This is a genomic window from Streptomyces umbrinus (genome assembly GCF_030817415.1).
Classification (GTDB): Bacteria; Actinomycetota; Actinomycetes; order Streptomycetales; family Streptomycetaceae; genus Streptomyces; species Streptomyces umbrinus_A.
This window is the reverse complement of the sequence record NZ_JAUSZI010000002.1, coordinates 2,958,858-2,985,543: the sequence shown is the minus strand read 5'-3', so window position 1 is coordinate 2,985,543 and position 26,686 is coordinate 2,958,858. Positions and strand designations below refer to the sequence as shown.

The following is a 26,686-nucleotide window of genomic DNA, read 5'->3' as shown; positions in this document are numbered from 1 at the left end:
TCCGCGGACCGGTCATCGCAGCGTCGGCTCGCCGAGCCGTTCGTCGATGACCCGCAGGACGTCGGCGGCGTGGTCGAGCAGATAGAAGTGCCCGCCGGGGTAGGTGTGGAGCTCGAACTCGCCGTCGGTGTGGGAGCGCCAGGCCTCCACTTCCTCGTGGTTCGCCTTGGGGTCGCTGTCGCCGATCAGGGCGGTGATGGGGGAGCGCAGCGGGGCTCCGGGCGTGTACTGATACGTCTCTGCGGCGCGGTAGTCGTTGCGGATGGCGGGCAGCACCATGCGCAGCAGCTCCTCGTCGCCGAAGATCTGCTGGTCGGTGCCGCTGAGCGCACGCAGTTCGCTGACCATGCCGTCGTCGTCGCGCTGGTGCACCCGTTCGTTGCGGTGGCGGGAGGGGGCGCGCCGGCCGGAGGCGAACACCCGCAGGGGGAAGAGCTGTTGGCGCTCCAGACGGGTGGCGACCTCGAAGGCGAGGGTGGCACCCATGCTGTGGCCGAAGAGCGCGAAGGGGCGGTCGACGACGGCCGTGACGGCTTCGGTCACCCGGTCGGCGAGCACGCCCAGGTCGTCGATCATCGGTTCGTGGCGCCGGTCCTGGCGGCCGGGGTACTGGACGGCGAGCGTCTCGACGCGCGGGATCAGCGCCTGGGCCACGGGGCGGTAGAACGGGGCCGAGCCGCCCGCGTGCGGCAGGCAGATCAACTGGATTGCCGCATCGGCGCTGGGAAAGTAGCGCCGAATCCACACATCGGTGTTGTTCATGCCAGCCTCTCTCGTCTCGAGCACGGCCAGCATCTGGGGAAGGCGGGAGTACATGTCCCGTGGGCCGCTGGTGTCTAGGGAAGTTCGCAGACCGGCCTCGCGGCAGCTCCTCAGCGGGGATCTGAGTGAACACCTAGACCGGTCCGGCCCCGACTAGGTCAGCTCCCGCGGTCGTGTTCACCTGGTACGCGACGCGATGGGCCGGACCCGGTCACCCGACCGGAACAGGAGCGCCCCACTGACAAACGAACCGGGGGAGACACTATGCCGCTGACCACCGGACTTGGCGTGCTGGGTCATGCGGACCCGACCCTGCACGAGCGGCTCGCACAGTCGGCGCGCGCGACCGGCGGTGTGGCCACCAGCCCCGAGCGGTTCGAGAAGTGGTTCGCCGAGCGCCGTGCCGCGCAGGTCCATGAGGTCAACCGGATCCCGTTCGCGCAGCTGCGGAACTGGTCGTTCGCCGAGGACAGCGGGCACCTGGTGCACGACAGCGGCCGGTTCTTCTCGGTGGCGGGCCTGAAGGTGGAGGTTGACGAGGGCCCCGTGCTGCAGTGGGCCCAGCCCATCATCCTGCAGCGGGAGATAGGCCTGCTCGGCATCGCCGTACGCGAGATCGACGGCGTACTGCACCTGCTGATGCAGGCCAAGGCGGAGCCGGGCAACCCGAACGGTGTGCAGCTGTCGCCCACCGTGCAGGCCACCAAGAGCAACTACACCGGGGTGCACCGAGGCCGGAACGTACCCTACGTGGAGCACTTCGCCGAGGTCGAGCCGCGCAGGGTGATCGCCGACGTGCTCCAGTCCGAGCACGGTGCCTGGTTCTACCGCAAGCGCAACCGCAACATGGTCATCGAGGTCGGACCGGACGTCGAGGCGGGCGACGACTTCTGCTGGCTGACGCTGGGTCAGGTACAGGAACAGCTGCGCATCGACCATCGGGTGAACATGGACGCCCGTACGGTGCTGTCCTGTCTGCCCGGAGCCGGCAACGGGGAAGGCGGCCTGCACACCGAGACCGAGATCCTCAGCTGGATCACCTCCAACCAGGCCGTTCACGATGTGGACACAGCCGTCGTCGGCCTGCGGGACCTGCCCGGCTGGCAGCAGTCGGACTGGTCGATCTCGCACGAGAGCGGACTCTTCTTCAGTGTCACCGCCGTGGACGTCGTCGCCAACAGCCGCGAAGTGGGCGGCTGGACTCAGCCGCTGCTCGAACCGCACGGTGTCGGCACGGCCGCTCTGCTGGTCAAGCGGCTCGGCGGAGTGCTGCACGTGCTGCTGCGCGCCCGTATCGAGCCCGGCTACATCGACGCCATCGAGCTCGCACCGACCGTGCAGGGCACCCCGGAGAACCATGCACAGCTGGGGGGCACCGTCCACGAGCAGTTGCTCGACATCGAGCGCCGCCTCCGGACCGACCGCGTGCTGTTCGACGCCGAGATGTCGGAGGAGGGCGGTCGCTTCTACCACTCCCGCAGCCGATACATGATCATCGAGGTGGGCGAGGACCACCCCGACGAGGAGCCGCCCGGATTCCGCTGGATGACGCTGCCCCAGATCACCTGGCTGCTCCAGCACCGGCACTACCTGAATGTGCAGGCCCGCAGTCTCATCGCTTGTCTGCACGCCTGTGCGGACTGACCCATCCGGCACCTGACATCGCACCGTCAAACATCCGGCAGACAGAAGGGGCACCCCATGAGCGGAAAGATCGAGCGAACCGAGGATGAGCGCGAGGTGCTCGTGGAGCTGGTCGGTGGTCCGGCAGACCTCCCGCAGGCCCAGCGGACGATGCACGTCGCCGCAGCCGAGGCACAGCAGAAGATCAAGATCAAGTACTACGGCGGATATCAGCACTTCGAGCCCTCCGACGATTCGGGCGGGAACGGCGGCCAGTCGTCGAAGACCTTCCGCTGGACCGGTTTCACCAAGATCGCGGAATAGGCGGGCGCAGCGCGCCCTGCTGGGCCTGGACCGTGACGAGGCGGCCCTGGGACTCGCCTACTCGGCCTCCAGCGACGAAATCTTCCGGTTCCTCGACGGGCTGGACACGTGAGCGGCGAATGAGGAGCAGGACGTGCATCAGGCCAGGCGGTCCGGACGAGGGGGAAACCGATGAGTCCCATGAATGAGGAGCGGCTGCGCGAGTATCTGAAGCGCGCCACCGCCGATCTGCAACGGACCCGCCAAAAGCTCACGGAGTACGAGGAGAAGAGTTCCGAACCGGTCGCGATCGTCGGCATGAGCTGCAGGCTGCCCGGTGGGGTCGACTCGCCCGAGCAGCTGTGGCAGCTGGTGGCCGAAGGCACCGACGCGGTCTCGGAGTTCCCGGCCGACCGTGGCTGGGACCTTCAGTCGTTGTACGACCCGGACCCCGACCAGCCCGGTACCTGCTATTCCACGCAGGGCGGCTTCCTCCACGACGCCGCCGAGTTCGACGCCGAACTGTTCGGGCTGAGCCCGCGCGAGGCACTGGCCACCGACCCGCAGCAGCGGCTGCTCCTCGAGGCCTCCTGGGAGGCGCTGGAGCGCGGCGGGATCAGCCCGACCTCGCTGCGCGGCAGCCGCACGGGTGTGTACGTCGGCGTGATGTACAACGACTACGGCGCCCGGGTGCGGCAGGCACCGCGAGGTCTGGAGGGCTACATCGGCAACGGCAGTTCGCCGAGCATCGCCTCCGGCCGCATTGCCTACACCTTCGGCCTGGAAGGGCCCGCGGTGACGCTGGACACGGCGTGCTCCTCATCGCTGGTGGCCCTGCATCTGGCCTGCCAGGCGCTGAGGGCGGGGGAGTGCACGCTGGCGCTGGCGGGCGGGGTGACTGTCATGTCCACACCGGTCGCCTTCGTGCAGTTCAGCAGGCACCGGGGCCTGGCACTCGACGGGCGCTGCAAGTCCTTCGCCGACGGGGCCGACGGCACCGGCTGGTCCGAGGGCGTCGGCCTGCTCGCCCTGGAGCGGCTGTCGGTGGCCCGGCAGAACGGCCACCCGGTGCTGGCCGTGATCCGTGGCAGCGCCATCAACCAGGACGGCGCCAGCAGCGGCCTCACCGCGCCCAACGGGCCCTCCCAGCAGCGCGTCATCCGGCAGGCGCTGACGAGCGCCGGCCTCACCACGGCCGACGTGGATGCCGTCGAGGCGCACGGCACCGGGACCCGGCTGGGGGACCCGATCGAGGCGCAGGCGCTGATCGCGACGTACGGCCAGGACCGCCCGGCGGAGCGGCCGTTGTGGCTCGGATCGCTCAAGTCGAACCTCGGGCACACCCAGGCCGCCGCCGGCGTGGCCGGTGTGATCAAGATGGTGCAGGCGATACGGCACGGCAGCCTGCCGAAGACCCTGCACGTGACGGAGCCCTCACGGCATGTCGACTGGTCCGCCGGCCGCGTGCGCCTGCTGACCGAGGCCCGGCCGTGGCCCGAGCCGGACCGCCCCCGCCGGGCCGGCATCTCGTCGTTCGGGGTCAGCGGCACCAACGCCCACCTGATCGTCGAACAGGCCCCTGCGGAGCCGGAGTCCGTCGCCGCGCCGGACGGCGCGGTCCTCCCCGTCGTCCCCTGGGTGGTCTCCGCGAAGACCCCTGAAGGCCTCGCCGCCCAGGCACGCCGGCTGCTCTCCGGTGTCGCCGGGCACGCCCCCCAGGACATCGGCTACACGTTGGCCACCACGCGCGCACCTTTGGAGCGGCGGGCGGTGGCGATGGGAGCAGGCCCGGAGGAGCTGCTGACCGCGCTCACCGCGATCGCGGACGGGACCGCCGGACCCGGCGTCGTGGCCGGGCAGCCCCTCGGCGGACCGGTCGCCTTCATGTTCAGCGGCCAGGGCTCCCAACGAGCCGGAACGGGCCGCGAGGTGTACGCCGCCCACCCCGTGTTCGCGCGGGCGCTGGACGAGATCTGCGCGCACTTCGACACCGGGTCGGGCACCCCGCTGAAGACGGTCATGTTCGAGGACACCGGCCTGCTGGACCGCACCGAGTACACCCAGCCCGCCCTGTTCGCGCTCGAAGTGGCACTGTTCCGGCTGCTCGAGTCCTGGGGCGTACAGCCCGACCACCTCATCGGCCACTCCATCGGCGAACTCGCCGCCGCCCATGCCGCGGGCGCCCTGTCCCTGCCGGACGCCTGCCGGCTGGTCGCAGCCCGCGCCCGGCTGATGCAGGCCCTGCCGGCCGGTGGCGCCATGGTCGCCGTGCGCGCCACGGAGGCCGAGGTCACCGGGCTGCTCGGCGGGCGGGTCTCGATCGCCGCGATCAACGCGGCCGGTTCCGTGGTGCTCTCCGGCGACGAGGACGAAGTGCTGCGCGTCACCGCCGAGTTCACCGACCGCGATACCCGCCGCCTCAACGTCAGCCACGCCTTCCACTCCCACCACATGGACGGGATGCTGAAGGAATTCCGCGCGGTGGCAGAGAGCGTGGAGTACCGCAGGCCGGCCATCCCCGTCATGTCCAACCTGACGGGGCGGCCGGTGGAAGAGTTCACCGCCGACCACTGGGTGCGGCATGTGCGCGAGACGGTCCGCTTCGCCGACGGCATCGACCGGCTGCGCACGCTTGGCACGACGCGGTTCGTCGAACTGGGTCCCGGCGGCACGCTGTGCGGGGCCGTCGCCGCCGACCTGCCCGGCCCGAGCCTCGTAGAGCCGCTGCTGCGCAGGGACCGGCCGGAGCCCGAAACCCTCACCGAGACGCTTGCCCACCTCTGGGCCGGCGGTGTCGCCGTCGACTGGTCCGCCTTCTACGAGGGCAGCGGAGCCCGGCGTGCCGAACTGCCCACCTTCGCCTTCCAGCACCGCCGCTTCTGGCTGGACGCGCCCGTCTCCCGCCCCGACCCGGCGGCCGCCCACCCCGTCCTCGGGGTTCGGATGGAACGCGCCGACGCGGACGGGTTCGTCTTCGGTGGCGAACTCTCCGTCTTCACGCACCCCTGGCTGGCCGACCACCGCGTCGCCGACCGGATCCTGGTGCCGGGCACGGCCTTCCTGGAACTCGCGCTGCGGGCCGGCACCCAGATCGGCTGCCCCCGGGTCGACGAACTCGTACTGGCCGAACCACTGGTCCTCGACCCCGACGACCGGATCACCCTGCAAGTGGTGATCGGCACCGCGGACTCCGCCGGCCATCGTCCCGTCACCGGCTATGCGCGACCGAAGTCGGACACCCCGGACCCGTGGAACCAGCCGTGGACCCGCCACTTCACCGGCACCCTGACGGCGGCACCGGACCCTGTCGAGCCCGCACCCGCCGGCTGGCCGCCGGCCGGCGCGACCCCCGTGGACATCGGGCACCTCTACGAGGAATTCGCCGTGGCCGGCCTGCAGTACGGGCCGCTGCTGCGCGGACTGCGGGCGGCCTGGCGGCTCGGTGACGAGATCCACGCCGAGGTCGAACTGTCCGAGTCCCAGCACATCGAGGCCGAACGCTTCGAACTGCACCCGGCCCTCCTCGACGCCGCCCTGCACGCGTCCGCCCTCGGGACCGATGCCTCGGCTGCGGGCGCGATCCCCTTCACCTGGACCGGCGTCAGCGTGCACACCCCGGGTGCTACCGGACTGCGCGTCACCCTCGGCCGGTCCGGTCAGCGCTCGCTGATGCTGACCGCGACAGACACCGCCGGGACGCCGGTCGTGTCCGTCGACTCGCTGCTGGTACGTCCCCTGCCGGGCGACCGGCTGCGCGCGCTGCCCCGCCACCGCGACACGTTGTTCCGCGTCGAGTGGCTGGAGGTCCCCACCGGGCCCGGCCCCGAGGGCGGACTGCCGGACGTGGTGGATCTGCCGGGCGGTCCCGCGCTTCCGGACGACCCGCGCGAGGCGGTGCGCGAGGCCCTGCACCGCACCCTCGCGCGGCTGCGGGACCTGCTCGCCGAGCCGGAGGCCGGGGACCTCACTCCGCTCGTGCTGCGCACCCGCGGCGCCGCACGGCTGCCCGACGAGAGCGGAGACGTCGACCCGGTCGCCGCCGCCGTGCAGGCCCTGGTGCGCTCGGCGCAGTCGGAGAACCCGGACCGGTTCGTCCTTGTGGACGTCACCGACGACGATCCGGAAATCCCCGTGGCGGCTCTCCCGTACGACGAGCCGTCGCTCCTGTGGCGCGACGGCCACTGGTACGCACCCCGCCTTGCCCGGCCCGAGGCCCGCACCGAGGAGGCGGCCCCCTCCTTCGACCCCGACGGTACGGTCCTGGTCACGGGAGCCACCGGCCGACTCGGCCGCGCACTCTGCCGGCATCTTGTCGAGGAGCACGGTGTCCGGCATCTGCTGCTGACCAGCAGATCCGGACCCGGCGCCACGGGCGCCTCCGAACTGACCGAGCTGGAAGCCGAGGTGAGGCTCGCCGCGTGCGACGTGGCGGACCGGGACGCGCTGGCGGCGCTGCTCGCCACTGTGCCCTCCGATCATCCGCTGACCGCGGTCGTCCACCTGGCCGGCGTCCTCGACGACGGCATCATGCAGTCGCTGACGCCCGAGCGCATCGACGCCGTACTGGGCCCGAAGGTCTACGGCGCGCTCAACCTGCACGAGCTGACCCAGGATCTCGACCTCTCGGCGTTCATCCTGTTCGCCTCGGCCGCCGGCACCTTCGGCGGCCCCGGCCAGGGCAACTACTCCGCCGCCAACGCCTACCTCGACGCCCTCGCCGAACAGCGCCAGCGGGAAGGACTGCCGGGCCTGTCGCTGGCATGGGGCCTGTGGGAAGGCCAGGACGGCATGGTCGGCGGCCTCAGCGACGTCGACCTGCAGCGCGTCGCCAGCATCGGTGTCCTCAGCCTGAGCGGCCCCGAAGGACTCGCTCTGTTCGACACGGCCCTCCGCCGCCCCGAGGCCAACCTGGTGCCGGCCGCCTTCGACTTCCCCGTGCTGCGCGGGCAGGACGACAAACAGGCGATGCACGCCCTGCTGCGCGGTCTGGTCCGCCACGAGCGGCCCGCGACCGGCCCGGCCGCCGCCCGGCCGGCCCGGATGATCGACCTGGTCCGGGCCCGGGTGGCCGCCGTACTGCGGCACCCCTCGGTGAGCTCGGTCGACCCCGGCAGGGCCTTCTCCGAGCTCGGCTTCGACTCGCTGATGGCGGTCGAACTGCGCAACACGCTCAGCGAGCAGACCGGCCTCAGGCTGCCCGCCTCGGTCATCTTCGACCAGCCCACCCCGGCCGCGCTGGCCGCGCACCTGGAGTCGATGACGGCCGCCCCCACGGCAGCGCCCGGCCGCCGGACCACGCCCGTGCCGACGGCCACCGGCCCCGCCGACGACGAGCCGATCGCGATCGTGTCCATGGCCTGCCGGCTGCCCGGCGGTGTCGAAACCCCGGAACAGCTGTGGGAGTTGGTGCTGCGCGGCGCGGACGCCGTCGTGCCGATGCCGGAGGACCGCGGTTGGGACTTGGAGGCACTTTTCGACCCGGACGAGAGCCGGCCCGGCACCAGCTACGCCTCCGAGGGCGGCTTCCTCGCCGACGCCGACCGGTTCGACCCCACTCCCTTCGGGATCTCGCCCCGCGAAGCCCTCGCCATGGACCCTCAGCAGCGCTTGCTGCTCGAATCCTCCTGGGAGCTCTTCGAGCGGGCCGGTCTGCCCGCCCGCTCGCTGCGCGGCAGCAGCACCGGCGTGTTCATCGGCCTGATGTACACCGACTACTCGGCCCTGCTGCAGGGCCGTGACCACGATCTGGAGGGCCACCTCGGCACCGGCACCGCGGGCAGTGTCGCCTCCGGGCGGCTCTCCTACACCTACGGACTGGAGGGCCCGGCCGTCACCGTCGACACCGCCTGCTCCTCCTCCCTCGTCTCCGTGCACATGGCGGTCTCCGCGCTCCGCTCCGGCGAGTGCTCGCTCGCCCTGGCCGGCGGCACCACCGTGATGTCGACGCCGACGGTGTTCGTGGAGTTCAGCCGCCAGCGCGGCCTCGCCTCCGACGGCCGCTGCAAGCCGTTCGCCCAGGGCGCCGACGGCACCGGCTGGGGTGAGGGCGTCGGCCTGCTGCTCCTTGAGCGGCTGTCCGACGCACGCCGCAACGGGCATACCGTGCTCGGCGTCGTACGCGGCTCGGCCGTCAACCAGGACGGCGCCTCCAACGGGCTCACCGCCCCCAACGGCCCCTCGCAGCAGCGCGTGATCCGCCAGGCCCTCGCCAACGCCCGCCTGGACGCCGCCGATATCGACACCGTCGAGGCACACGGCACCGGCACCCCGCTCGGCGACCCCATCGAGGCGCAGGCACTGCTCGCCACCTACGGTCAGGAACGGCCTGACGGTTCCCCGCTGCTGGTCGGCGCGCTCAAGTCGAACCTCGGGCACACTCAAGCCGCCGCCGGTGTCGCCGGAATCATCAAGACCGTCCTGGCCATGCGCCACGGCGTCATGCCGAAGATCGTGCACCTGGACGAGCCCTCGTCCCGGGTCGACTGGGACTCCGGTGCCGTACGGCTGCTCGACCGCAACCAGGACTGGCCGGACACCGGACGGCCGCGCCGGGCCGGGGTGTCCTCGTTCGGCATCAGCGGCACCAACGCCCATGTGATCCTCGAACAGGCCCCCGACGCGGTGGCCGAGCCGGCCGGGGACCGTAAGCCGCCCGCGGCCGTCGCCTGGCCGCTGTCCGCTCCGAGCGAAGCGGGCCTGCGCGCCCAGGCGGACAGTCTGCTGCCTGCCGTACGGGACCTCGTACCCGTGGATGTGGGGCTGACTTTGGCCACGGTCCGGTCCGCCTTCGAGCACCGCGCGGTGGTCGTCGGGGCCGACCGGGGCGAACTGATCGAGGGCCTGCACGCCCTGGCCGCCGGCGAACCCAGCCCGAACGTGGTCGAGGGAGTCGCCCGCCCGGGCAGCCGGCCGGTGTTCGTCTTCCCCGGCCAGGGCTCCCAGTGGGCCGGCATGGCGGCCGAACTGATCGACGCCTCACCACAGTTCGCACGCAGCATCGCCCGCTGCGAGGCCGCACTCGCCGAGTTCGTCGACTGGCGGCTCACCGACGTACTGCGCGGTGCACCCGGTGCACCCGGCCTCGAGGGCGACGACGTGGTGCAGCCCGCGACCTTCGCCGTCACCGTGTCGCTGGCCGAGCTGTGGCGCTCCTGCGGCATCGAACCGGCCGCGGTCGTGGGCCACTCCCAGGGCGAGATCGCCGCCGCCTGCTTCGCCGGTGCGCTCACTCTGCGCGACGCCGCCCGAGTGGTCTGCCTGCGCGGCCGGGAGGTCACCGCGCTCGCCGGGCTCGGCGGCCTGCTCTCGGTGGCCGCCCCGCAGGCCCGGATCGAGGAAATGCTGGGCTCCTACGAGGGCAGGCTGTACGTCGGCGCGGTCAACAGCCCCCGTGCCGTGGTCGTCTCCGGTGACGCGGACGCGCTGGAGGAGTTCGCCGCCGAGTGCGCGGGCCAGGACATCCGCACCCGGACCGTGCCGATCAACTACGCCTCCCACTCCCCGCACGCGGACGCCGTCGAGGCCCGGCTCGCGGAGGTCCTCGCGCCGATCACACCGTCGGCGCCCGAGGTGCCGTTCTTCTCCACCGTGACCGCCGACTGGGCCGACGGCCCGGTGCTCGACGGCCGGTACTGGTTCCGGAACCTGCGCCAGCCGGTGCGTTTCGCCGATTCGGTACGGGCGCTCGCCGAGGACGGCTTCGGGCCGCTGATCGAGGTCAGCGCCCACCCCGTCCTGACCGGCGCGGTCGAGGAGACCCTCGCCGACCGCGACGACGTGGTCGCCCTCGGCTCGTTGCGCCGCTTCGACGGCGGCCTTGCCCGCTTTCTGCATTCGGTCGGCCAGGCCCATGCGGCGGGCGCTCCCGTCGACTGGACCCAGGTCTTCGCCGGCACCAGCGCCCACCGTGTCGAGCTGCCCCCGTACGCCTTCCAGCGCCGCCGCTTCTGGCCGGAGTTCGAGGAAATCGTGGCACAGGCCGCCGACCCGGCCGAGGCCGGGTTCTGGCGTGCCGTGCGCCACCAGGACCTCGATGCGCTCGCCGAGCACACCGGTCTGGAACGCGGCGAGCTGGAACCCGTACTGCCCGCCCTGTCCCGCTGGCACTCCGGGCGCCGACTCCGCTCCACGCTGGACACCTGGCGCTACCGCACCCAGTGGGAGCCGGTACCGGCGACGGACCCGGAGGCGCTGTCCGGGAGCTGGCTGGTGCTGCGCCCGGCCGGGCCGTACGACCGCCTCGTGGATGCCACGGTCCGTGCGCTGGACCAGGCGGGCGCCGATGTGATCGACGTAACCGTGGACTCCGCAGGGGGCGGCGCCTCCCTGCTGGCCCGGCGGATCACGGACGCGCTCGGCGACCGGCGCCCCGCGGGCGTGCTCTGCCTCAGCGGCCTCGACGAGACACCCCACCCCGACCACCCCGCCGTCACCATCGGGCTCACGGCCGTGCTGGACACGGTCCGGGCCCTGACCGAACTCATGCTGGACGCCCCGCTGTGGCTGGCCACCACGGGCGCGGTGGGCACCGGCCCCGACAACCCGCCGCGCCACCCGCTGCAGGCACTGGTGTGGGGCACGGGTGTGGTGCTCGGCCTCGATCTGCCCCGCCGCTGGGGCGGACTGATCGACCTTCCGGAGGAACTGGACGCCGACAGCGCCCACCGGCTGGGCGCCGTACTCGCCGGCACCACCGGCGAGGAACAGCTGGTGATCGGGGAGTCCGGGGTGCTGGCCCGCCGGCTGGTCCGCGCTCCCGCCGAGGGCCCGGCGACACCGTGGCAGCCGCAGGACACCGTACTGATCACCGGCGGCACCGGCGCGCTCGGCGGCCGGCTGGCCCGCTGGGCCGCACGCTCCGGCGCGGACCGTATCGTCCTGGTCAGCCGGCGCGGCGAGGCCGCCGAGGGCACGCCCGAACTCCTCAACGAACTCGTGGAACTGGGCGCCGATGTCGTCATCGCGGCCTGCGACCTGGCCGACCGGGCCGCGCTGGGCGACCTGATCGCCAAGATCGGCTCCGACGGCCCGCCGATCCGGGCAGTGCTGCACGCCGCCGGCACCAGCGGACGCGAGCTGTCCACCGAGGAACTCACGGCCGCCGAACTGGCCGCCGTAATGGACCCCAAGGTGACCGGCACCCGCTACCTCGCCGCCCTCACCGAGGACCTCGACCTCGACGCCTTCGTGCTGTTCTCCTCCGGCGCCGGCACCTGGGGCAACTCCGGCCGGATCGGCTACGCGGCGGCCAATGCCCACCTCGACGCCTTCGCCGCCGAACGCCGCGCCGCGGGACGGCCTTTCCTGTCGATCGCCTGGGGCGCCTGGGACGGCGGCGGCATGGTCGATGCCGACACCGCCGCCCATCTGCGCCGCCTCGGCAACCGGCAGATGGACCCCGAGCTGGCCATCGCCGCGCTCGCCGATGCCGTCGGCCGCCAGGACCACAACCTGGTCGTCGCCGACATCGGCTGGGATGCCTTCGCCCCCACGTACACCGCCGCCCGCCCGAGGCCGCTCATCCTCGGCGTGCCCGAGGCACGGCAGGCGCTCGCCGAGGCGGAGGAGGTCGCCGTCGAGAGCGACAGCACGACCGAGCTCGTACGCGAACTGTCCCTGCTCGACGACACCGAGCGGCAACGCCTGCTGCTCGAGCGGGTCAGGCGCGAGGCAGCGGTGGCCCTCGGGCACGACTCGGCCGCCGAACTGCAGTCCGACCGGTCCTTCCGGGACCTGGGCTTCGACTCGCTGACCGTGGTGGCCCTGCGCAACCGGCTGTCCGCGATCACCGGCCTGAAACTCCCGACCACACTGGTCTTCGACCATCCCACCTTCCCGGCCCTCGCCCGTTATCTGACGACCCGGCTGTACGGAGCCGAAGGCCAAGCGGCCGCGCAGAGCCCGGAGGAGGCGGCCACCTGGTCGGCCCTGCGCACCATCCCGCTGAGCAGGCTGCGCGAGACCGGTCTGCTCGACGCGCTGCTGGAGCTGGCCGCGGCTCCGCCGCAGGCCGACGCGGCGGAGCCGGACACCGAGGCCGGCGCCGTGGACCGGATCGACGACATGAACGTGGCCGACCTCGTTGAGTTGGCGCTCGGTACCGACAACCTCGCACGGGAAAGCTGACATGACCGCACCTTCGGACAAGATCGTCGACGCGCTGCGCGCCGCACTGCGTGACAACGAGCGGCTCAAGCAGCGCAACCAGCGCCTGGAGCAGGTCGCGCGCGAGCCAATCGCCATCGTGGGCATGGGCTGCCGGCTGCCCGGCGGAGTCAACAGCCCCGAGCGGCTGTGGCGGTTGGTGGCCGCGGGCGAGGACGCGATCTCGCGGTTCCCCGACCGGCCCGGCTGGGAGTTCGACTCACTCGTCGACCCGGACCCCGACCGGCGCGGCACCACCTACGTCAGCCAGGGCGGCTTCCTGCACGACGCCGACCAGTTCGACGCGGGCTTCTTCGGGATCAGCCCGCGTGAGGCCCTCGCCATGGATCCGCAGCAGCGGCTCCTCCTCGAGGTCGCCTGGGAGACTCTCGAGAACGCCCGGATCTCCCCGGCCGCGCTGCGCGGCACCACCACCGGGGTCTTCACCGGAGCCACCGGCCAGGACTACGGGCCCTTCGTCCACCAGAGCGGCGTCGACACCGAGGGCTACCTCGCCACGGGCACCGCCACCAGTGTCGCCTCCGGCCGCATTGCCTACGTCCTGGGCCTCGAAGGCCCGGCGGTGACTGTGGACACCGCCTGCTCCACCTCGCTGGTCGCCCTGCATCTGGCCGTGCAGTCCCTGCGGTCCGGCGAGTGCTCCCTGGCCCTGGCGGGCGGCGCCCAGCTGATGACCACCCCCTCCACTTTCCGCGAGTTCAGCCGCCAGCGCGGGCTCGCCCCCGACGGCCGGTGCAAGCCGTTCTCCGACGACGCCGACGGTACGGCGTGGAGCGAGGGCGTCGGCCTGCTCCTGGTCGAGCGCCTTTCGGACGCCCGGCGCAACGGCCATCGGGTGCTGGCCGTTGTCCGAGGCACCGCCGCCAACCAGGACGGCGCGTCCAATGGGCTGACCGCCCCGAGCGGCCTCGCGCAACAGCGCGTCATCCGGCAGGCGTTGGCGAATGCCGGGATGACCTCCGCCGAAGTGGATGTCGTGGAGGCGCATGGCACGGGTACGACGCTCGGGGACCCGATCGAGGCGCAGGCGCTGTTGGCGACGTATGGCCAGGAGCGGCCTGAGGGCCGTCCGTTGTGGCTGGGCTCCATCAAGTCGAACATCGGGCATGCGCAGGGGGCGGCCGGTGTGGCGGGTGTGATGAAGATGGTGCTGGCGATGCGGCATGGGCTGATGCCGAAGTCGCTGCATGTGGGCATGCCTTCTTCGCATGTGGACTGGGATGCGGGTGCGGTGGAGTTGCTGTCCGAGGCGCGTCCGTGGCCGGGTGAGGAGGGTCGTCCGCGGCGTGCGGGTGTGTCGGCGTTCGGGATGAGCGGGACGAACGCACATGTGATCTTGGAGGAGGCGCCTCCCCTCGAGGTTCCGGAGCCGGTCGCGGTCGAGTCGTCGTCGGTGGTGCCGTGGATTTTGTCGGGCCGTAGTGCCGAGGTCCTGCGGGGTCAGGCCGGCGCGTTGGGCTCTGTGGTGGATGGGGCTGATGCGGGGGGTGTGGGGTGGTCGTTGGCGACGGCCCGGGCTCGGTTCGAGCATCGGGCGGTGGTGACGGGGGCGTACGGCACGGGGCTTGCGGCGCTGGCCGCCGGTGAGCCTTCGGCACAGGTCGTGTCGGGGGTTGCGGGTCCGGTGGGGCGTACGGCGTTCGTCTTCCCTGGTCAGGGTGCGCAGTGGGCGGCCATGGGAGCTCAGCTCCTGGATGCGTCACCGGTGTTCGCGGGGGTCGTGGCCGAGTGTGAGGTGGTGATGGCGTCTCTGGTGGACTGGTCGGTTACTGATGTGCTGCGTGGTGGTGTGGACGCGCCGTCGTTGGAGCGGGTGGATGTGGTGCAGCCCGCGTCGTTCGTGGTGATGGTGGCGTTGGCGGCGTTGTGGCGGTCGTACGGGGTTGAGCCGGCGGCGGTGGTGGGGCATTCGCAGGGGGAGATCGCCGCGGCGTATGTGGCCGGAGTGCTGTCGCTGGAGGACGCGCTGCATGTGGTTGTGGCCCGTGCCGCGGCGATCGCGGCGGTGGCCAGTGGTGAAGGCACCATGGCCTCGGTCGGGATCCCCGCCGAGCAGGCCGAGGAACTCTTCGGGGACCGTGTCGCGATCGCAGCCGTCAACGGGCCTTCGCAGGTGGTGATCTCCGGTGAGGTCGCCGCCGTCGGGGAAGTGGTCGCCGAATGCGGGGGGCTGGGAATCCGGGCACGGCGCATCGCTGTCGACTACGCCTCGCACTCCCCGGCGATGGACGTCCTCAGGGCGGACCTGGCCGAGGAGCTGGGCGGGATCACTCCACGCGCGGGAGACATTCCGCTGCTGTCCACGGTCACCGCCGACTTCGCCGACCCGCTGACCATGGACGGCGACTACTGGTTCACGAACCTGCGCTCCCGTGTTCGTTTCGCGGAGGCTGTCGGGAAACTGGTCGAGGACGGCTTCGGCGTGTTTGTGGAGGTGTCCTCGCATCCGGTGCTGACCGGCTCCGTCGAGGAGATGGTGGACGAGGGCATTGTCGCCGGGTCTCTGCGCCGTGATGACGGCGGCCTGGACCGGTTTCTCGCCGGCGCGGCCGAGTTGTGGGTGCGCGGCGTCGACGTCGACTGGACGGCTGCCTTCCCGGCGACGCGTCCCGCCCTGGTCGACCTGCCCACCTATGCCTTCCAACGCCAGGGCTACTGGCCGAAGTTGCCGGTCGAGGCGGTGGTGGCCGCTGATGAGGGCACTGTGGCCGAGCGTGAGTTCTGGGCGGCGGTGGAGCGCGCGGACGTGGACGTCCTGGCCGGCACGTTGGGCACGGACGTCGCCGTACTCGATCCGCTGCTGCCCGTCCTGGCCGAATGGCGCCAGAAGCAGCGCGAGCAGGACACCACCGACTCCTGGCGCTACGAAGTGAAATGGCGCCCCTGGAGTAACGGCGGCACGCGGCCCGCGCTGACGGGAACATGGCTGGTCGTCCTGCCGGAGGACGAGGCGGAGGGCGAGTGTGCCGCCGGGGTCGTCGACGCCTTGCGCACACATGGGGCGGACGTACACACCCTGGTGCTGTCGGACGACCTGGCCGGGCGGCCCCTGATCGCCGAGCGGCTGCGGGACCTCGTACCGCAGCCGGATGGAGTGCTGTCCCTGCTGGCCCTCGATGAGCGACCGCACCCCGAGCGGCCCGCCGTTCCGGCAGGGCTGGCGGCCACCGTGGAGCTGGTGCAGGCGCTCGGTGACGCGGACCTCGACGCGCCGGTGTGGCTCGCCACGCGGGGCGCGGTCGGCATCGGTCCCTCGGACCCGCCGGGCAGTGTGCCGCAGGCCGCGGCCTGGGGTCTCGGCCGGGTCGTCGGCCTGGAGCACCCCGACCGCTGGGGCGGGCTGCTCGACCTGCCCGAACTCCTCGACGCACGCGGCGCGGAGCGGCTCGTCGCCGCGCTGGCCGACGGCGGCGAGGACCAGATCGCGCTGCGTGCGTCCGGCTCCTTCGTACGACGGCTCGTGCACGCCAGGCCCGGGGACGCGCGGATCCGCCCCTGGCGTCCGCACGGCACCGCACTGCTCACCGGCGGCACCGGCGGCATCGGCGCGGAACTCGCCCGCTGGCTCGCTGCGGAGGGCATCGACCACCTCGTCCTGACCGGCCGGCGCGGCGCGGATGCGCCCGGAGTGCCGGAGCTGCGGGACGAGCTGACGGCACAGGGCGTGGGCGTCACCGTCGCCGCCTGCGACGTCGCGGACCGCGCCGCCCTCGCCGCGGTGCTCGACCTGGTGCCCGAGGAGCACCCGCTGACGGCGGTCGTGCACGCGGCAGGCGTCGGCGAGTTCGCGCCGCTGGCCGAGCACGGTCTCGCGGACCTCGCGGACGTCCTGACGGCAAAGACGCTCGGCGCCGCCCACCTCGACGAACTGCTCGGCGACCGGCTGCTGGACGCCTTCGTGCTGTTCTCCTCCAGCGCCGGAGTCTGGGGCAGCGGCGGCCAGTCGGCCTACGCGGCGGCCAACGCCCACCTCGACGCCCTGGCACACCACCGGCGGTCCCGCGGCCGGGTCGCCACCTCGGTGGCCTGGGGCGCCTGGGGCGGCGCAGGCATGGCGGCCGACGAAGGCATGGCGCGCCATCTGGGCGCCCGGGGCATCCGCCCGATGCCGCCCGCCTCCGCTCTCGCCGCGCTGCGGGCTGCCGTCGAGCGCGACGAGGCGGTCGCGGTGGTCGCCGACATGGACTGGGAGCGGTTCGCCCCAGCCTTCACGGCGGCCAGGCCCCGCCCGCTGCTCGACGAACTGCCCGAGGTCGGCAAGGCCCTGGAGGACGGACAGCAGGACACCGGCCACGACGGAGCCGACGACGCACTGCGCCGCCGCCTGGCGGGCCTGACACCGGCGGAGCAGCAGCGCGAACTCCTTGACCTCGTCCGCGCCCACGCCGCCGCGGTGCTCGGCCACGCCGACAGCGCCGCCGTCGAGCAGGGGCGCGCCTTCCGTGAGCTCGGCTTCGACTCGCTCACCGCCCTCGAATTGCGCAACCGGCTCAACGCCGCGACCGGACTGCGGCTGCCCGCCACCCTGGTCTTCGACCACGCCCAGCCCCGGCTGCTCGCCGCGTTCCTCCACACGGAGCTCGGCGGCGGGAGCGCCGCACAGGACACCGTGGCGCAGGGCGACGGCCCGGCGGCCGACGAGCCGATCGCCATTGTCGGCATGAGCTGCCGCTACCCCGGCGACGTCCGCTCGCCGGAGGACTTTTGGACGCTGCTCGCCGACGGCATCGACGCACTGTCGCCGCTGCCGTCCGACCGCGGCTGGCCGTCCGTCGTCGGCGGGGTCCGTGAGGGCGGATTCGTCCACGACGCGATCGACTTCGACGCGGGCTTCTTCGGCATGAGCCCGCGCGAGGCGCTGGCCACCGATCCGCAGCAGCGGCTGCTGCTGGAAACGGCCTGGGAGGCCTTTGAGCACGCCGGAATCGATCCGTCGTCGGTACGCGGCAGCCGTACGGGCGTCTTCATCGGCTGCAACAGCATGGGGTATGGAAGCGGGCTGCCGTCCGTCCCCGAAGAGGTCCAGGGACACCTCCTCGTCGGCAATGCCACCAGCGTCGTCTCCGGCCGGATCGCCTACACCCTCGGCCTGGAGGGCCCGGCGGTCACCCTCGACACGGCCTGCTCCTCCTCGCTGGTCGCGCTGCACTGGGCCGCCCAGTCGCTGCGCAACGGCGAGTCCACGATGGCCCTCGCCGGCGGCGTGGCCGTGCTGGTCACGCCGGACAGCTTCACCGAGTTCAGCCGACAGGGCGGCCTGGCTGCCGACGGCCGCTGCAAGGCCTTCTCCGACGAGGCCGACGGCACCGGCTGGGGCGAGGGCGCGGGCGTTCTCGTACTGGAACGGCTGTCGGACGCGCGGCGCAACGGCCACCAGGTGCTGGCCGTGGTGCGCGGCACCGCCACCAACCAGGACGGGGCCTCCAACGGCCTCAGCGCGCCCAGCGGCCCTGCCCAGCAGCGGGTCATCCGGCAGGCGTTGGCCAACGCCGGTGTCTCCGCCTCCGACGTCGATGTCGTGGAGGCGCACGGCACGGGCACCACGCTGGGCGACCCGATCGAGGCCCATGCGCTGCTCGCCACGTACGGGCAGGATCGGCCGGCGGACCGGCCCTTGTGGCTCGGCTCGGTCAAGTCGAACATCGGCCACACCCAGGCCGCGGCCGGAGTGGCCGGCATCATCAAGATGGTCCTGGCGCTGCGGCACGAGTCGCTGCCGAAGACGCTGTACGCACAGACGCCGTCCACGCATGTCGACTGGTCGGCGGGCGCGGTGGAGCTGCTCTCCGAGGCACGCCAGTGGCCGCGCGAGGACCGGCCGCGCCGGGCGGGCGTCTCCGCCTTCGGCATCAGCGGCACCAACGCACACGTCATCCTCGAGGAAGCGCCCGCCGGGCCGGAGCCTGCCCGGGGCGACCTCGCGCTGCCGGTCGTGCCGTGGCTGGTGTCGGCCCGGTCATGCGAGGGCGTGGCAGCGCAGGCCGGGCAGTTGCTGTCTGGGGTCGGTGGTCTGGATGCGGTGGATGTTGGTGTGTCGTTGGCGACGACCCGGGCGGCGCTGGAGTATCGGGCGTTCGTCCTCGGCGAGGACGCGGATGAGCTGCGTACGCGGCTTGGCGCGTTGGCGGCCGGTGAGCCGGTGCCGGGTCTGGTGACGGCTGCGGCCGGTGACGGTCTGACGGGGTTTGTGTTCTCGGGTCAGGGTGGTCAGCGGGTTGGTATGGGGCGTGAGTTGGCGGAGGCGTTCCCGGTCTTCGCGCGGGCTCTGGATGAGGTGTGCGCGTACTTCGACGGTCTGCTGGACCGGCCGCTGCGTGAGGTGATGTTCACCGACGCGGAGGCCCTGGGTGAGACCGGGTGGGCGCAGCCCGCGTTGTTCGCGGTCGAGGTGGCGTTGTTCCGGCTGCTGGAGTCGTGGGGTGTCACGCCGGACTATCTGGTCGGTCATTCCGTGGGTGAGCTGGCTGCCGCGCATGTGGCCGGGGTGCTGTCCCTGGAAGATGCCTGCCGGCTCGTCTCCGCACGGGCCGGTTTGATGCAGACGCTGCCTTCGGGTGGTGTGATGTGGGCGGTCCGGGCAACTGTGGATGAGGTCACCCCACTTCTCGGCGAAGACGTCTCCGTGGCGGCGGTGAACGCCCCCGGCCAGGTGGTGCTCTCCGGCGCTCGCGAGGCCGTCGAGGCCGTGGCCGCACTCCTGCCGGATCGTAAGGGGCGTTGGCTGCAGGTCAGCCACGCCTTCCACTCGCCTCTGATGGACCCGATGCTGGATCAATTCGCCGAGGCCGCCGCCGAGGTGACGTACGACAGTTCGCGCATCCCGATTGTGTCGACGCTGACCGGTGAGCCGGTCAGCGAGTTCACCCCGGCCTACTGGACCGACCAGGTCCGCGGCACCGTCCGTTTCGCCGACGCCATCACCCGCCTGAAGGATCTCGGCGTCACCCGCCTCGTCGAACTCGGTCCGGATGCAAGCCTGCTCGGGGCCATCGAGGAGACGTACGAGGACGCGGCGGCGATGGTTTCGCTCCTGCGCCGGGACAAGCCGGAGCCCGTCACCGCTGTCGCCGCCCTGGCGCACCTGTGGGCGGCTGGCGCCGAGGCCGACTGGACGGCGTTCTTCGCCCCGGCCGGCGCGCAGACCACCGACCTCCCCACGTACGCCTTCCAGCGTCGGCGCTACTGGCTCGGCACAGGGCCGTCCGCAGCCCGGGACGGCTGGAGCTATCAGGTCGCCTGGCGCCGGATCGCCGACCGGCGCGGCCGACTCACCGGGCGCTGGCTGGTGGTGGCCCCCGAGGCCGTCGCCCCGCTCGTCGCCCCGGTCGCCGAAGGGCTGCGCGCCCATGGCGCGCAGCCCGTGCCCGTCACCCTCGCCCCGGACGCCGACCCCGCGGAGCTGCTCGGTGGGTACACCGACGTGGCGGGGGTCATCTGCCTGCCGACGCGGGCGGCCGGACCCGGACCGGCCCCGGCCGGCTGGCTCGCGGATGTGGTGCGAGGGCTCGGCGAGGCCTCGGTAGCGGCGCCACTGTGGTGTGTCACCAGCGGTGCTGTCGCCACTGGTGACGTCGATGCGGCACCGGACCCGGAGCTGGCGGCCGTCTGGGGCCTGGGGCGAGTAGCCGCACTGGAACACCCGGACCGCTGGGGCGGACAGGTCGATCTCCCGGCACAGCCGACCGCGCGGGACCTCGAGCGGCTCGTCGGACTGCTGGCCGCGGACACCGGGGAGAACGAGATCGCGATCCGCTCCGCTGGTATGTCCGTCCGGCGCATCGAGCGCGCCGCGCGGCCGACCGGCAGCACGGGCGAACTGCCGCTGGGCGGTACCGTCCTGGTCACCGGCGGTACCGGAGCGCTGGGCGCCCATGTCGCCCGATGGCTGACCGGGCACGGCGCCCAGCACCTCGTACTGATCGGACGTCGCGGGCCGGACGCGCCCGGTGCGGCCGAACTGCGCGAGGAGCTGACCGCCGCCGGAGCCCGTGTCACCATCGCGGCCTGCGACGCCTCCGACCGGAACGCTCTCGCCGCGCTCATCGGCGAACTCGACACCGACGGCGTACACATCGACGCGGTCGTGCACGCCGCCGGAGTTGTCGACGACGGGCTGCTGCACACCATGACCCGGCAGCAACTTGCGGACGTCTGGGCGGCGAAGGCGACGGCCGCCGCGCATCTGAACGATCTCCTCGGAGAACGGGAGCTGTCCGCGTTCGTGCTGTTCTCCTCGCTGTCCGGCACCCTGGGCGCCGTCGGCCAGGCGGGCTACGCGGCGGCCAACGCCTACCTGGACACGCTCGCCGAGACTCGGCAGCGCATGGGGCGGCCGGCGCTTTCGGTTGCGTGGGGTCCCTGGGCCGGTGACGGCATGGCTGCCGGTGAGGGCCTCGCGGAGCGGCTGCGGCACACGGGACTGATCCCGATGGACGCCGAGGCCGCGCTTTCCGCACTGGAGCGCACGCTGACCGGCGATGTGCCCTGTTCGGTGATCGCCGAGGTCGACTGGACCCGGATGACCACCGGGCGACCCAGCGGCCTGCTCGCGGAACTGGTCGCGCCGGCGGACACCGCCGCCGACGTACCGGGCGCGATACCGACGCTGCGGCGCGAGGTGCTCGCACTGCCCGAGCAGGCGCGGCACGCCGCGCTGCTTGACGCGGTGCGCGCCCAGGCCGCCGATGTGCTCGGGCACACGTCCGCCGCAGTGGTCGAACCGCAGGCCGCGTTCTCGGCGCTCGGCTTCGACTCGCTGCTCGCCCTCGACCTGCGCGGCAGGCTCAGCGCGCTCACCGGGCTGGTGCTGCCGGCCACGCTCGTCTTTGACCACCCGAATGCCGAGGCGCTCGCCCGCCATCTGCTCGACGCGCTCGCCGGTGTCCGTCCCGACGACGCGCCGACCGAGGTGCCCGCCGGGGTACGGGACGACGACGAGCCGATCGCCGTGGTCAGCATGAGCTGCCGCTTCCCGGGCGGGCTGCAGACGCCCGAGGACCTGTGGCGGCTGCTCACCGACGGAGCGGACGCGATGACCGCGTACCCCGAGGACCGCGGCTGGGACACCGCCTCGCTGTACCACCCCGACCCCGACCACGAGGGCACCTCCTACGCCCGCGAAGGCGGCTTCCTGCACGGGGTGGGGAACTTCGATGCCGAACTCTTCGGCATCAACCCCCGCGAAGCGCTCGCCATGGACCCGCAGCAGCGGCTGCTGCTCGAGTGCTCGTGGGAGGCGCTGGAACGGGCCGGAATCGACCCGAAGTCGGTACGCGGCAGCCGCATTGGCGTGTTCGCCGGCACCAACGGCCAGGACTACCCCGCGGCCCTGCACAACTCCGATGCGAACGTGGCGGGCTACGTGGCCACCGGCAGCTCCGCCAGCGTGTTCTCCGGCCGCGTTTCCTACACCTTCGGGCTCGAAGGCCCCGCCCTGACCGTGGACACCGCCTGCTCCGCCTCCCTGGTGGCACTGCACCTGGCCTGCCAGGCGCTGCGCGCCGGTGAATGCGGCGCTGCGCTGGTGGGCGGCGCCTCGGTGATGAGCACCCCGGGTGTGTTCGTGGAGTTCAGCCGGCAGCGCGCGCTGTCGCCGGACGGCCGCTGCAAGGCGTTCTCCGACGACGCAGACGGCACCGGCTGGGGCGAGGGCGCCGCCGTCGTCATGGTGGAACGCCTCTCGGACGCCCGCCGCAACGGCCATCCCGTGCTCGCCGTGATCCGCGGCACCGCCGTCAACCAGGACGGCGCCTCCAACGGCCTCACCGCCCCGAGCGGCCCCGCTCAGCAGCGCGTCGTCCGCCAGGCACTCGCCGCCGCCGGACTCACTCCGCAGGACGTCGACGTCGTCGAGGCGCACGGCACGGGGACCTCGCTCGGCGACCCGATCGAGGCGCAGGCGCTGCTCGCCACGTACGGCCAGGACCGGCCGGCGGACCGGCCGCTGTGGCTCGGCTCGGTCAAGTCGAACATCGGCCACACCCAGGCGGCGGCCGGTCTCGCGGGCGTCCTGAAGATGGTCCTCGCACTGCGCCACGCCACCCTGCCGAAGACACTGCACGTCTCCGCCCCCAGCTCGCACGTCGACTGGGGCGACGGCGGCGTACGGCTGCTCACCGAGGAACGTGCCTGGCCCGATCACGGACGGCCGCGGCGCGCGGGTGTGTCGGCGTTCGGCGTCAGCGGAACGAACGCGCACGCGATCCTGGAACAGGCACCGGATGCTCCGGACCAGGCAGCTGAGACTGCTGTGGAAGAGCCGGACTCCCCCGTGGTCCCGCAGCCCGCGACGCCCCTCTCGTACGCGCTGCCCTGGATGCTCTCCGCCAAGACCCCCGAGGGCCTCGTGGGCCAGGCCGCTCGACTGCTGACCGCGGTGAGCGGGCCCGCCGCCCCGGTCGACGTGGCCTGGTCCCTGGTCACCTCGCGGGCGGCACTCGACCATCGCGCGGCCGTCATCGGCGCGACGCCCGAGGAGCTGACCGCGGGCCTGGCCGCCCTCGCCGACGGCCGCGAGGCCGCCAACGTGATCACCTCGGCGGCCGGGTCACCCGGCCGGACCGTATTCGTGTTCCCCGGCCAGGGTGCGCAATGGGCCGGCATGGCGACCGAACTGATGGACACCTCTGCTGTGTTCGCCGCCAGGATCGCCGAGTGCGAGGAGGCACTCGCCGAGTTCGTGGAGTGGTCGCTGAGCGAGGTGCTGCGCGGCGCCCCGGGCGCCCCGGCGTACGACCGCGTGGACGTCGTACAGCCCGCGCTGTTCGCGGTGATGGTCGCGCTCGCGGAGCTGTGGCAGTCCTGCGGGGTACGCCCGCACGCCGTGATCGGCCACTCGCAGGGCGAGATCGCCGCCGCCTGTGTGGCGGGCGCCCTCTCCCTGCGGGACGCCGCGCGGATCGTCGCCCTGCGCAGCCAGGCCCTGACCGAGCTCGCCGGCAGCGGCGGCATGGTGTCCGTCATGCTCGACGCGGAAGCGGCCGCCGATCTGGTCGCCGCCCAGGACGGCCTCTCGCTCGCGGCCGTCAACGGGCCCGCCTCCGTGGTCGTCTCCGGAGACACCGAAGCGCTGGACGCGCTGCTCGCCGACTGCGCGGAGCGGGGTGTCCGGGCCCGCCGCATCCCCGTGGACTACGCCTCGCACAGCGCTCACGTCGACCGCATCCACGAGGATCTCCTGAACGCACTGCGCCCGACCCGGCCGCAGCGCCCCGTCATCCCGATGCTGTCCACGCTCACCGGCGAATGGATCGCCGCCGACGAACTGGACGCGGACTACTGGTTCCGCAATCTGCGGCAGCCGGTCCTGCTCGACCCGGCGGTGCGCACCCTGACCGGGCAGGGCCACCGCACCTTCGTGGAGATGAGCCCCCACCCGGTCCTGACCGTTCCGGTGCGCGAGACCCTCGACGATCTCGCGGTGACGGCCGGGCGTACCTTCGTCGGCGGCTCCCTGCGCCGTGACGACGGCGGCCCTCGCCGCTTCATGACCTCGCTCGCCGAGGCCGGCGTCAGCGGCGTGGACATCGAGTGGACGGACGTGTTCGCCGGCGCCGGACCCACCCGGGTCGACCTGCCGACCTACGCGTTCCAGCGCCGGATGTACTGGCCGCACCCCGCTGCCGCGGCCGGCACCGCGGCAGCGGCGGACCCGGTCGACCGCTCCTTCTGGGCGGCCGTGGAGGAGGAGAACACGGCCGGGCTCGCCGACCGGCTCGGCGTGGGCGCCTCCACCCTCGCCGAGGTGTTGCCGGCGCTGTCCGCCTGGCGGCGCACCCGGCACGAGGCGGCCGCGCTGGACTCCTGGCGCTACCGCGTCGAATGGCGCCCGCTCGCCGCGGCGGGGCAGCCCGGCCGGCTGTCGGGGACCTGGCTGGTGCTCACGCCTGAGAACACCGGGACCACCGAGGCCACCGAGGCCTTCGATTGGCCGGCCGCGGTCAGCAGCGCGCTGCACGGCCCCGGCGTGGACGTGCTGCCGGTGGCGGTCGACACCGCCACGGCCACCCGTGAATCGCTCGCCGAACTGCTGCGTGCCCACCGGCCGGAGTCCGGTACGGTCCGCGGTGTCCTTTCCCTGCTGGGCGTCGACGAGCGGGCGCACCCCGCGCACGACGCGCTGTCGGGCGGCGTCGCGGCCACCCTGCAGCTGGCACAGGCGATGGTCGACGCGGGGTTCGACGCACCGCTCTGGCTGGCGACCCGCGCGGCCGAACTGGCCTGCCCCGCCGACCGGATCGAGAGCCCCGCCCAGCGCCAGATCTGGGGACTCGGCAGGGTCGTCGGGCTCGAACACCCCGACCGCTGGGGCGGCCTGGTCGACCTGCCGGCACGGCTCGACGAGCCGGCCGCCGAGTGGCTGCGACAGGTGCTGGCAGACAGCGGCGACGAGGACCAGCTCGCGGTCCGCCGGGGCGGCGTCTTCGTACGACGCCTGGTGCCCGCCCCGCTCGGCGACACACCCCCGAGCCGAGACTGGCAGCCCCGGGACACCGCACTGGTCACCGGCGGGAGCGGCGGACTCGGTGCCCGCGCCGCCCGCTGGCTGGCCGAGGCCGGCGCCGAACACCTGGTCCTCATCAGCCGCCGGGGCGCCGAAGCGCCGGGAGCCGAAGAGCTTCGCGACGAACTGACCGCGCTCGGCGCCCGGGTGACCCTCGCGGCCTGCGACGTGTCCGATCGCGCCGCCCTCGCCGCGCTCCTGGACGACATACACGCGAGCGGCGACCGCATCCGCACGGTCGTCCACGCCGCGGGCGTCGTGCAGGCCACCCCCCTGACCGAGATGAGCCTCGGCGAATGCGCCGCGGTCCTCGCCGCCAAGGCCCAGGGAGCGGCCCACCTCGACGATCTGCTCGGTGAACTCGAACTCGACGCGTTCGTACTCTTCTCGTCCAACGCCGGTGTCTGGGGCAGCGGCGGCCAGGCCGCCTACGCGGCCGCGAACGCCTCCCTCGACGCACTGGCCCAGTCCCGCCGGGCCCGCGGCCGCACCGCCACCTCGGTCGCCTGGGGTGCCTGGGCCGGTGGCGGTATGGCCGCCGGCCCGGCGGCCGAGGAACAACTGCGCCGGCGCGGCATCCTCACGATGTCACCGGAGCGGGCCCTCGCCGCACTGCAACAGGCCCTGGAGTTCGACGAGACGCTGCTTGCCGTCGCCGACGTCGACTGGTCCCGCTTCGCGACCGCCTTCGCCGCCGCCCGCCCCCGCCCGCTCCTCGACGAACTTCCCGCAGTGCGGGCCGCGTTGGCGCGGACCGCACCCGAGGAGGCCACCCGGACCGGTTCGGATCCGGGCGGCCGCCTGCGCACCATGCCGGCCGCCGAACGCGACGCGGCCCTGCTCGACCTGGTGCGCTCCGCCGTCGCAGCCGTCCTGGGCCACGAGGGCAGCGAGTCCATCGAGGTGAGCCGGGCCTTCAAGGACCTCGGCTTCGACTCCCTGACTTCGGTGGAACTCCGCAACCGGCTGACCGCGGCGACCGGCCTGACCCTGCCCGCCACCCTGGTCTTCGACCATCCGACCCCACTCGACCTCACTCGCCTGCTACGCGCCGGATTCGCCGGTGACCAGCACGAGCAACTGCCGCCGGACCAGGCAGTACTCCAGGAACTGGACAAGCTCGAAGCCGGAATTTCAGCTCTTTCCCCAGACCACGATCTCGATTCCGTTCAGGCGCGGCTGCGCAGCCTACTGTCGAGCTTGGGGGACAGGCAGTCTGCGAATGACGCCGTGCCCGTGACCCGCAAGCTGGAGACAGCGACCGACGACGAGCTGTTCGAATTCATCCACAGGGAGTTCGGTAAGTCTTCCTGAGCGGAAGCCGAAGCCAAC

At 72.7% G+C, this 26,686-nt stretch carries 5 protein-coding genes; 4 read left to right on the top strand and 1 reads right to left on the bottom strand.

Annotated features, from left to right (window positions below):
* Nucleotides 1-12: 12 nt before the first annotated feature.
* Nucleotides 13-762 (bottom strand): thioesterase II family protein, encoded by a 750-nt coding sequence (locus tag QF035_RS13185; RefSeq protein WP_307520407.1) that lies wholly within the window; start codon nt 760-762, stop codon nt 13-15.
* Nucleotides 763-1,026: 264 nt separating this feature from the next.
* Here QF035_RS13185 and QF035_RS13180 point away from each other — a divergent pair, with 264 nt between their 5' ends.
* The 4 genes from QF035_RS13180 to QF035_RS13165 all read left to right on the top strand — a co-directional run bounded on the left by QF035_RS13180 (nt 1,027) and on the right by QF035_RS13165 (nt 26,668).
* Nucleotides 1,027-2,406: an NDP-hexose 2,3-dehydratase family protein gene (locus QF035_RS13180; RefSeq protein WP_307520405.1), complete on the top strand. Its 1,380-nt coding sequence runs from the start codon at nt 1,027-1,029 to the stop codon at nt 2,404-2,406.
* 57 nt (nt 2,407-2,463) lie between these two features.
* On the top strand, nt 2,464-2,709 hold the full coding sequence (locus QF035_RS13175) for a DUF5988 family protein (RefSeq protein ID WP_307520404.1): 246 nt from the start codon (nt 2,464-2,466) through the stop codon (nt 2,707-2,709).
* A gap of 180 nt (nt 2,710-2,889) precedes the next feature.
* Entirely contained in the window at nt 2,890-12,813 is a 9,924-nt protein-coding gene (locus QF035_RS13170) for a type I polyketide synthase (protein ID WP_373466945.1), read from the top strand.
* A 1-nt stretch (nt 12,814) separates the two neighbouring features.
* The gene (locus QF035_RS13165; protein ID WP_307520401.1) at nt 12,815-26,668 is read left to right on the top strand and encodes a type I polyketide synthase; all 13,854 of its coding nucleotides are present in this window, start codon (nt 12,815-12,817) and stop codon (nt 26,666-26,668) included.
* The last annotated feature ends 18 nt before the right edge of the window (nt 26,669-26,686 follow it).

Excerpts from the sequence above, each read along its gene's own strand:
- QF035_RS13185 (WP_307520407.1), bottom strand. The coding sequence starts at position 762 with ATGAACAACACCGATGTGTGGATTCGGCGCTACTTTCCCAGCGCCGAT.
- QF035_RS13180 (WP_307520405.1), top strand. The coding sequence starts at position 1,027 with ATGCCGCTGACCACCGGACTTGGCGTGCTGGGTCATGCGGACCCGACC.
- QF035_RS13175 (WP_307520404.1), top strand. The coding sequence starts at position 2,464 with ATGAGCGGAAAGATCGAGCGAACCGAGGATGAGCGCGAGGTGCTCGTG.
- QF035_RS13170 (WP_373466945.1), top strand. The coding sequence starts at position 2,890 with ATGAATGAGGAGCGGCTGCGCGAGTATCTGAAGCGCGCCACCGCCGAT.
- QF035_RS13165 (WP_307520401.1), top strand. The coding sequence starts at position 12,815 with ATGACCGCACCTTCGGACAAGATCGTCGACGCGCTGCGCGCCGCACTG.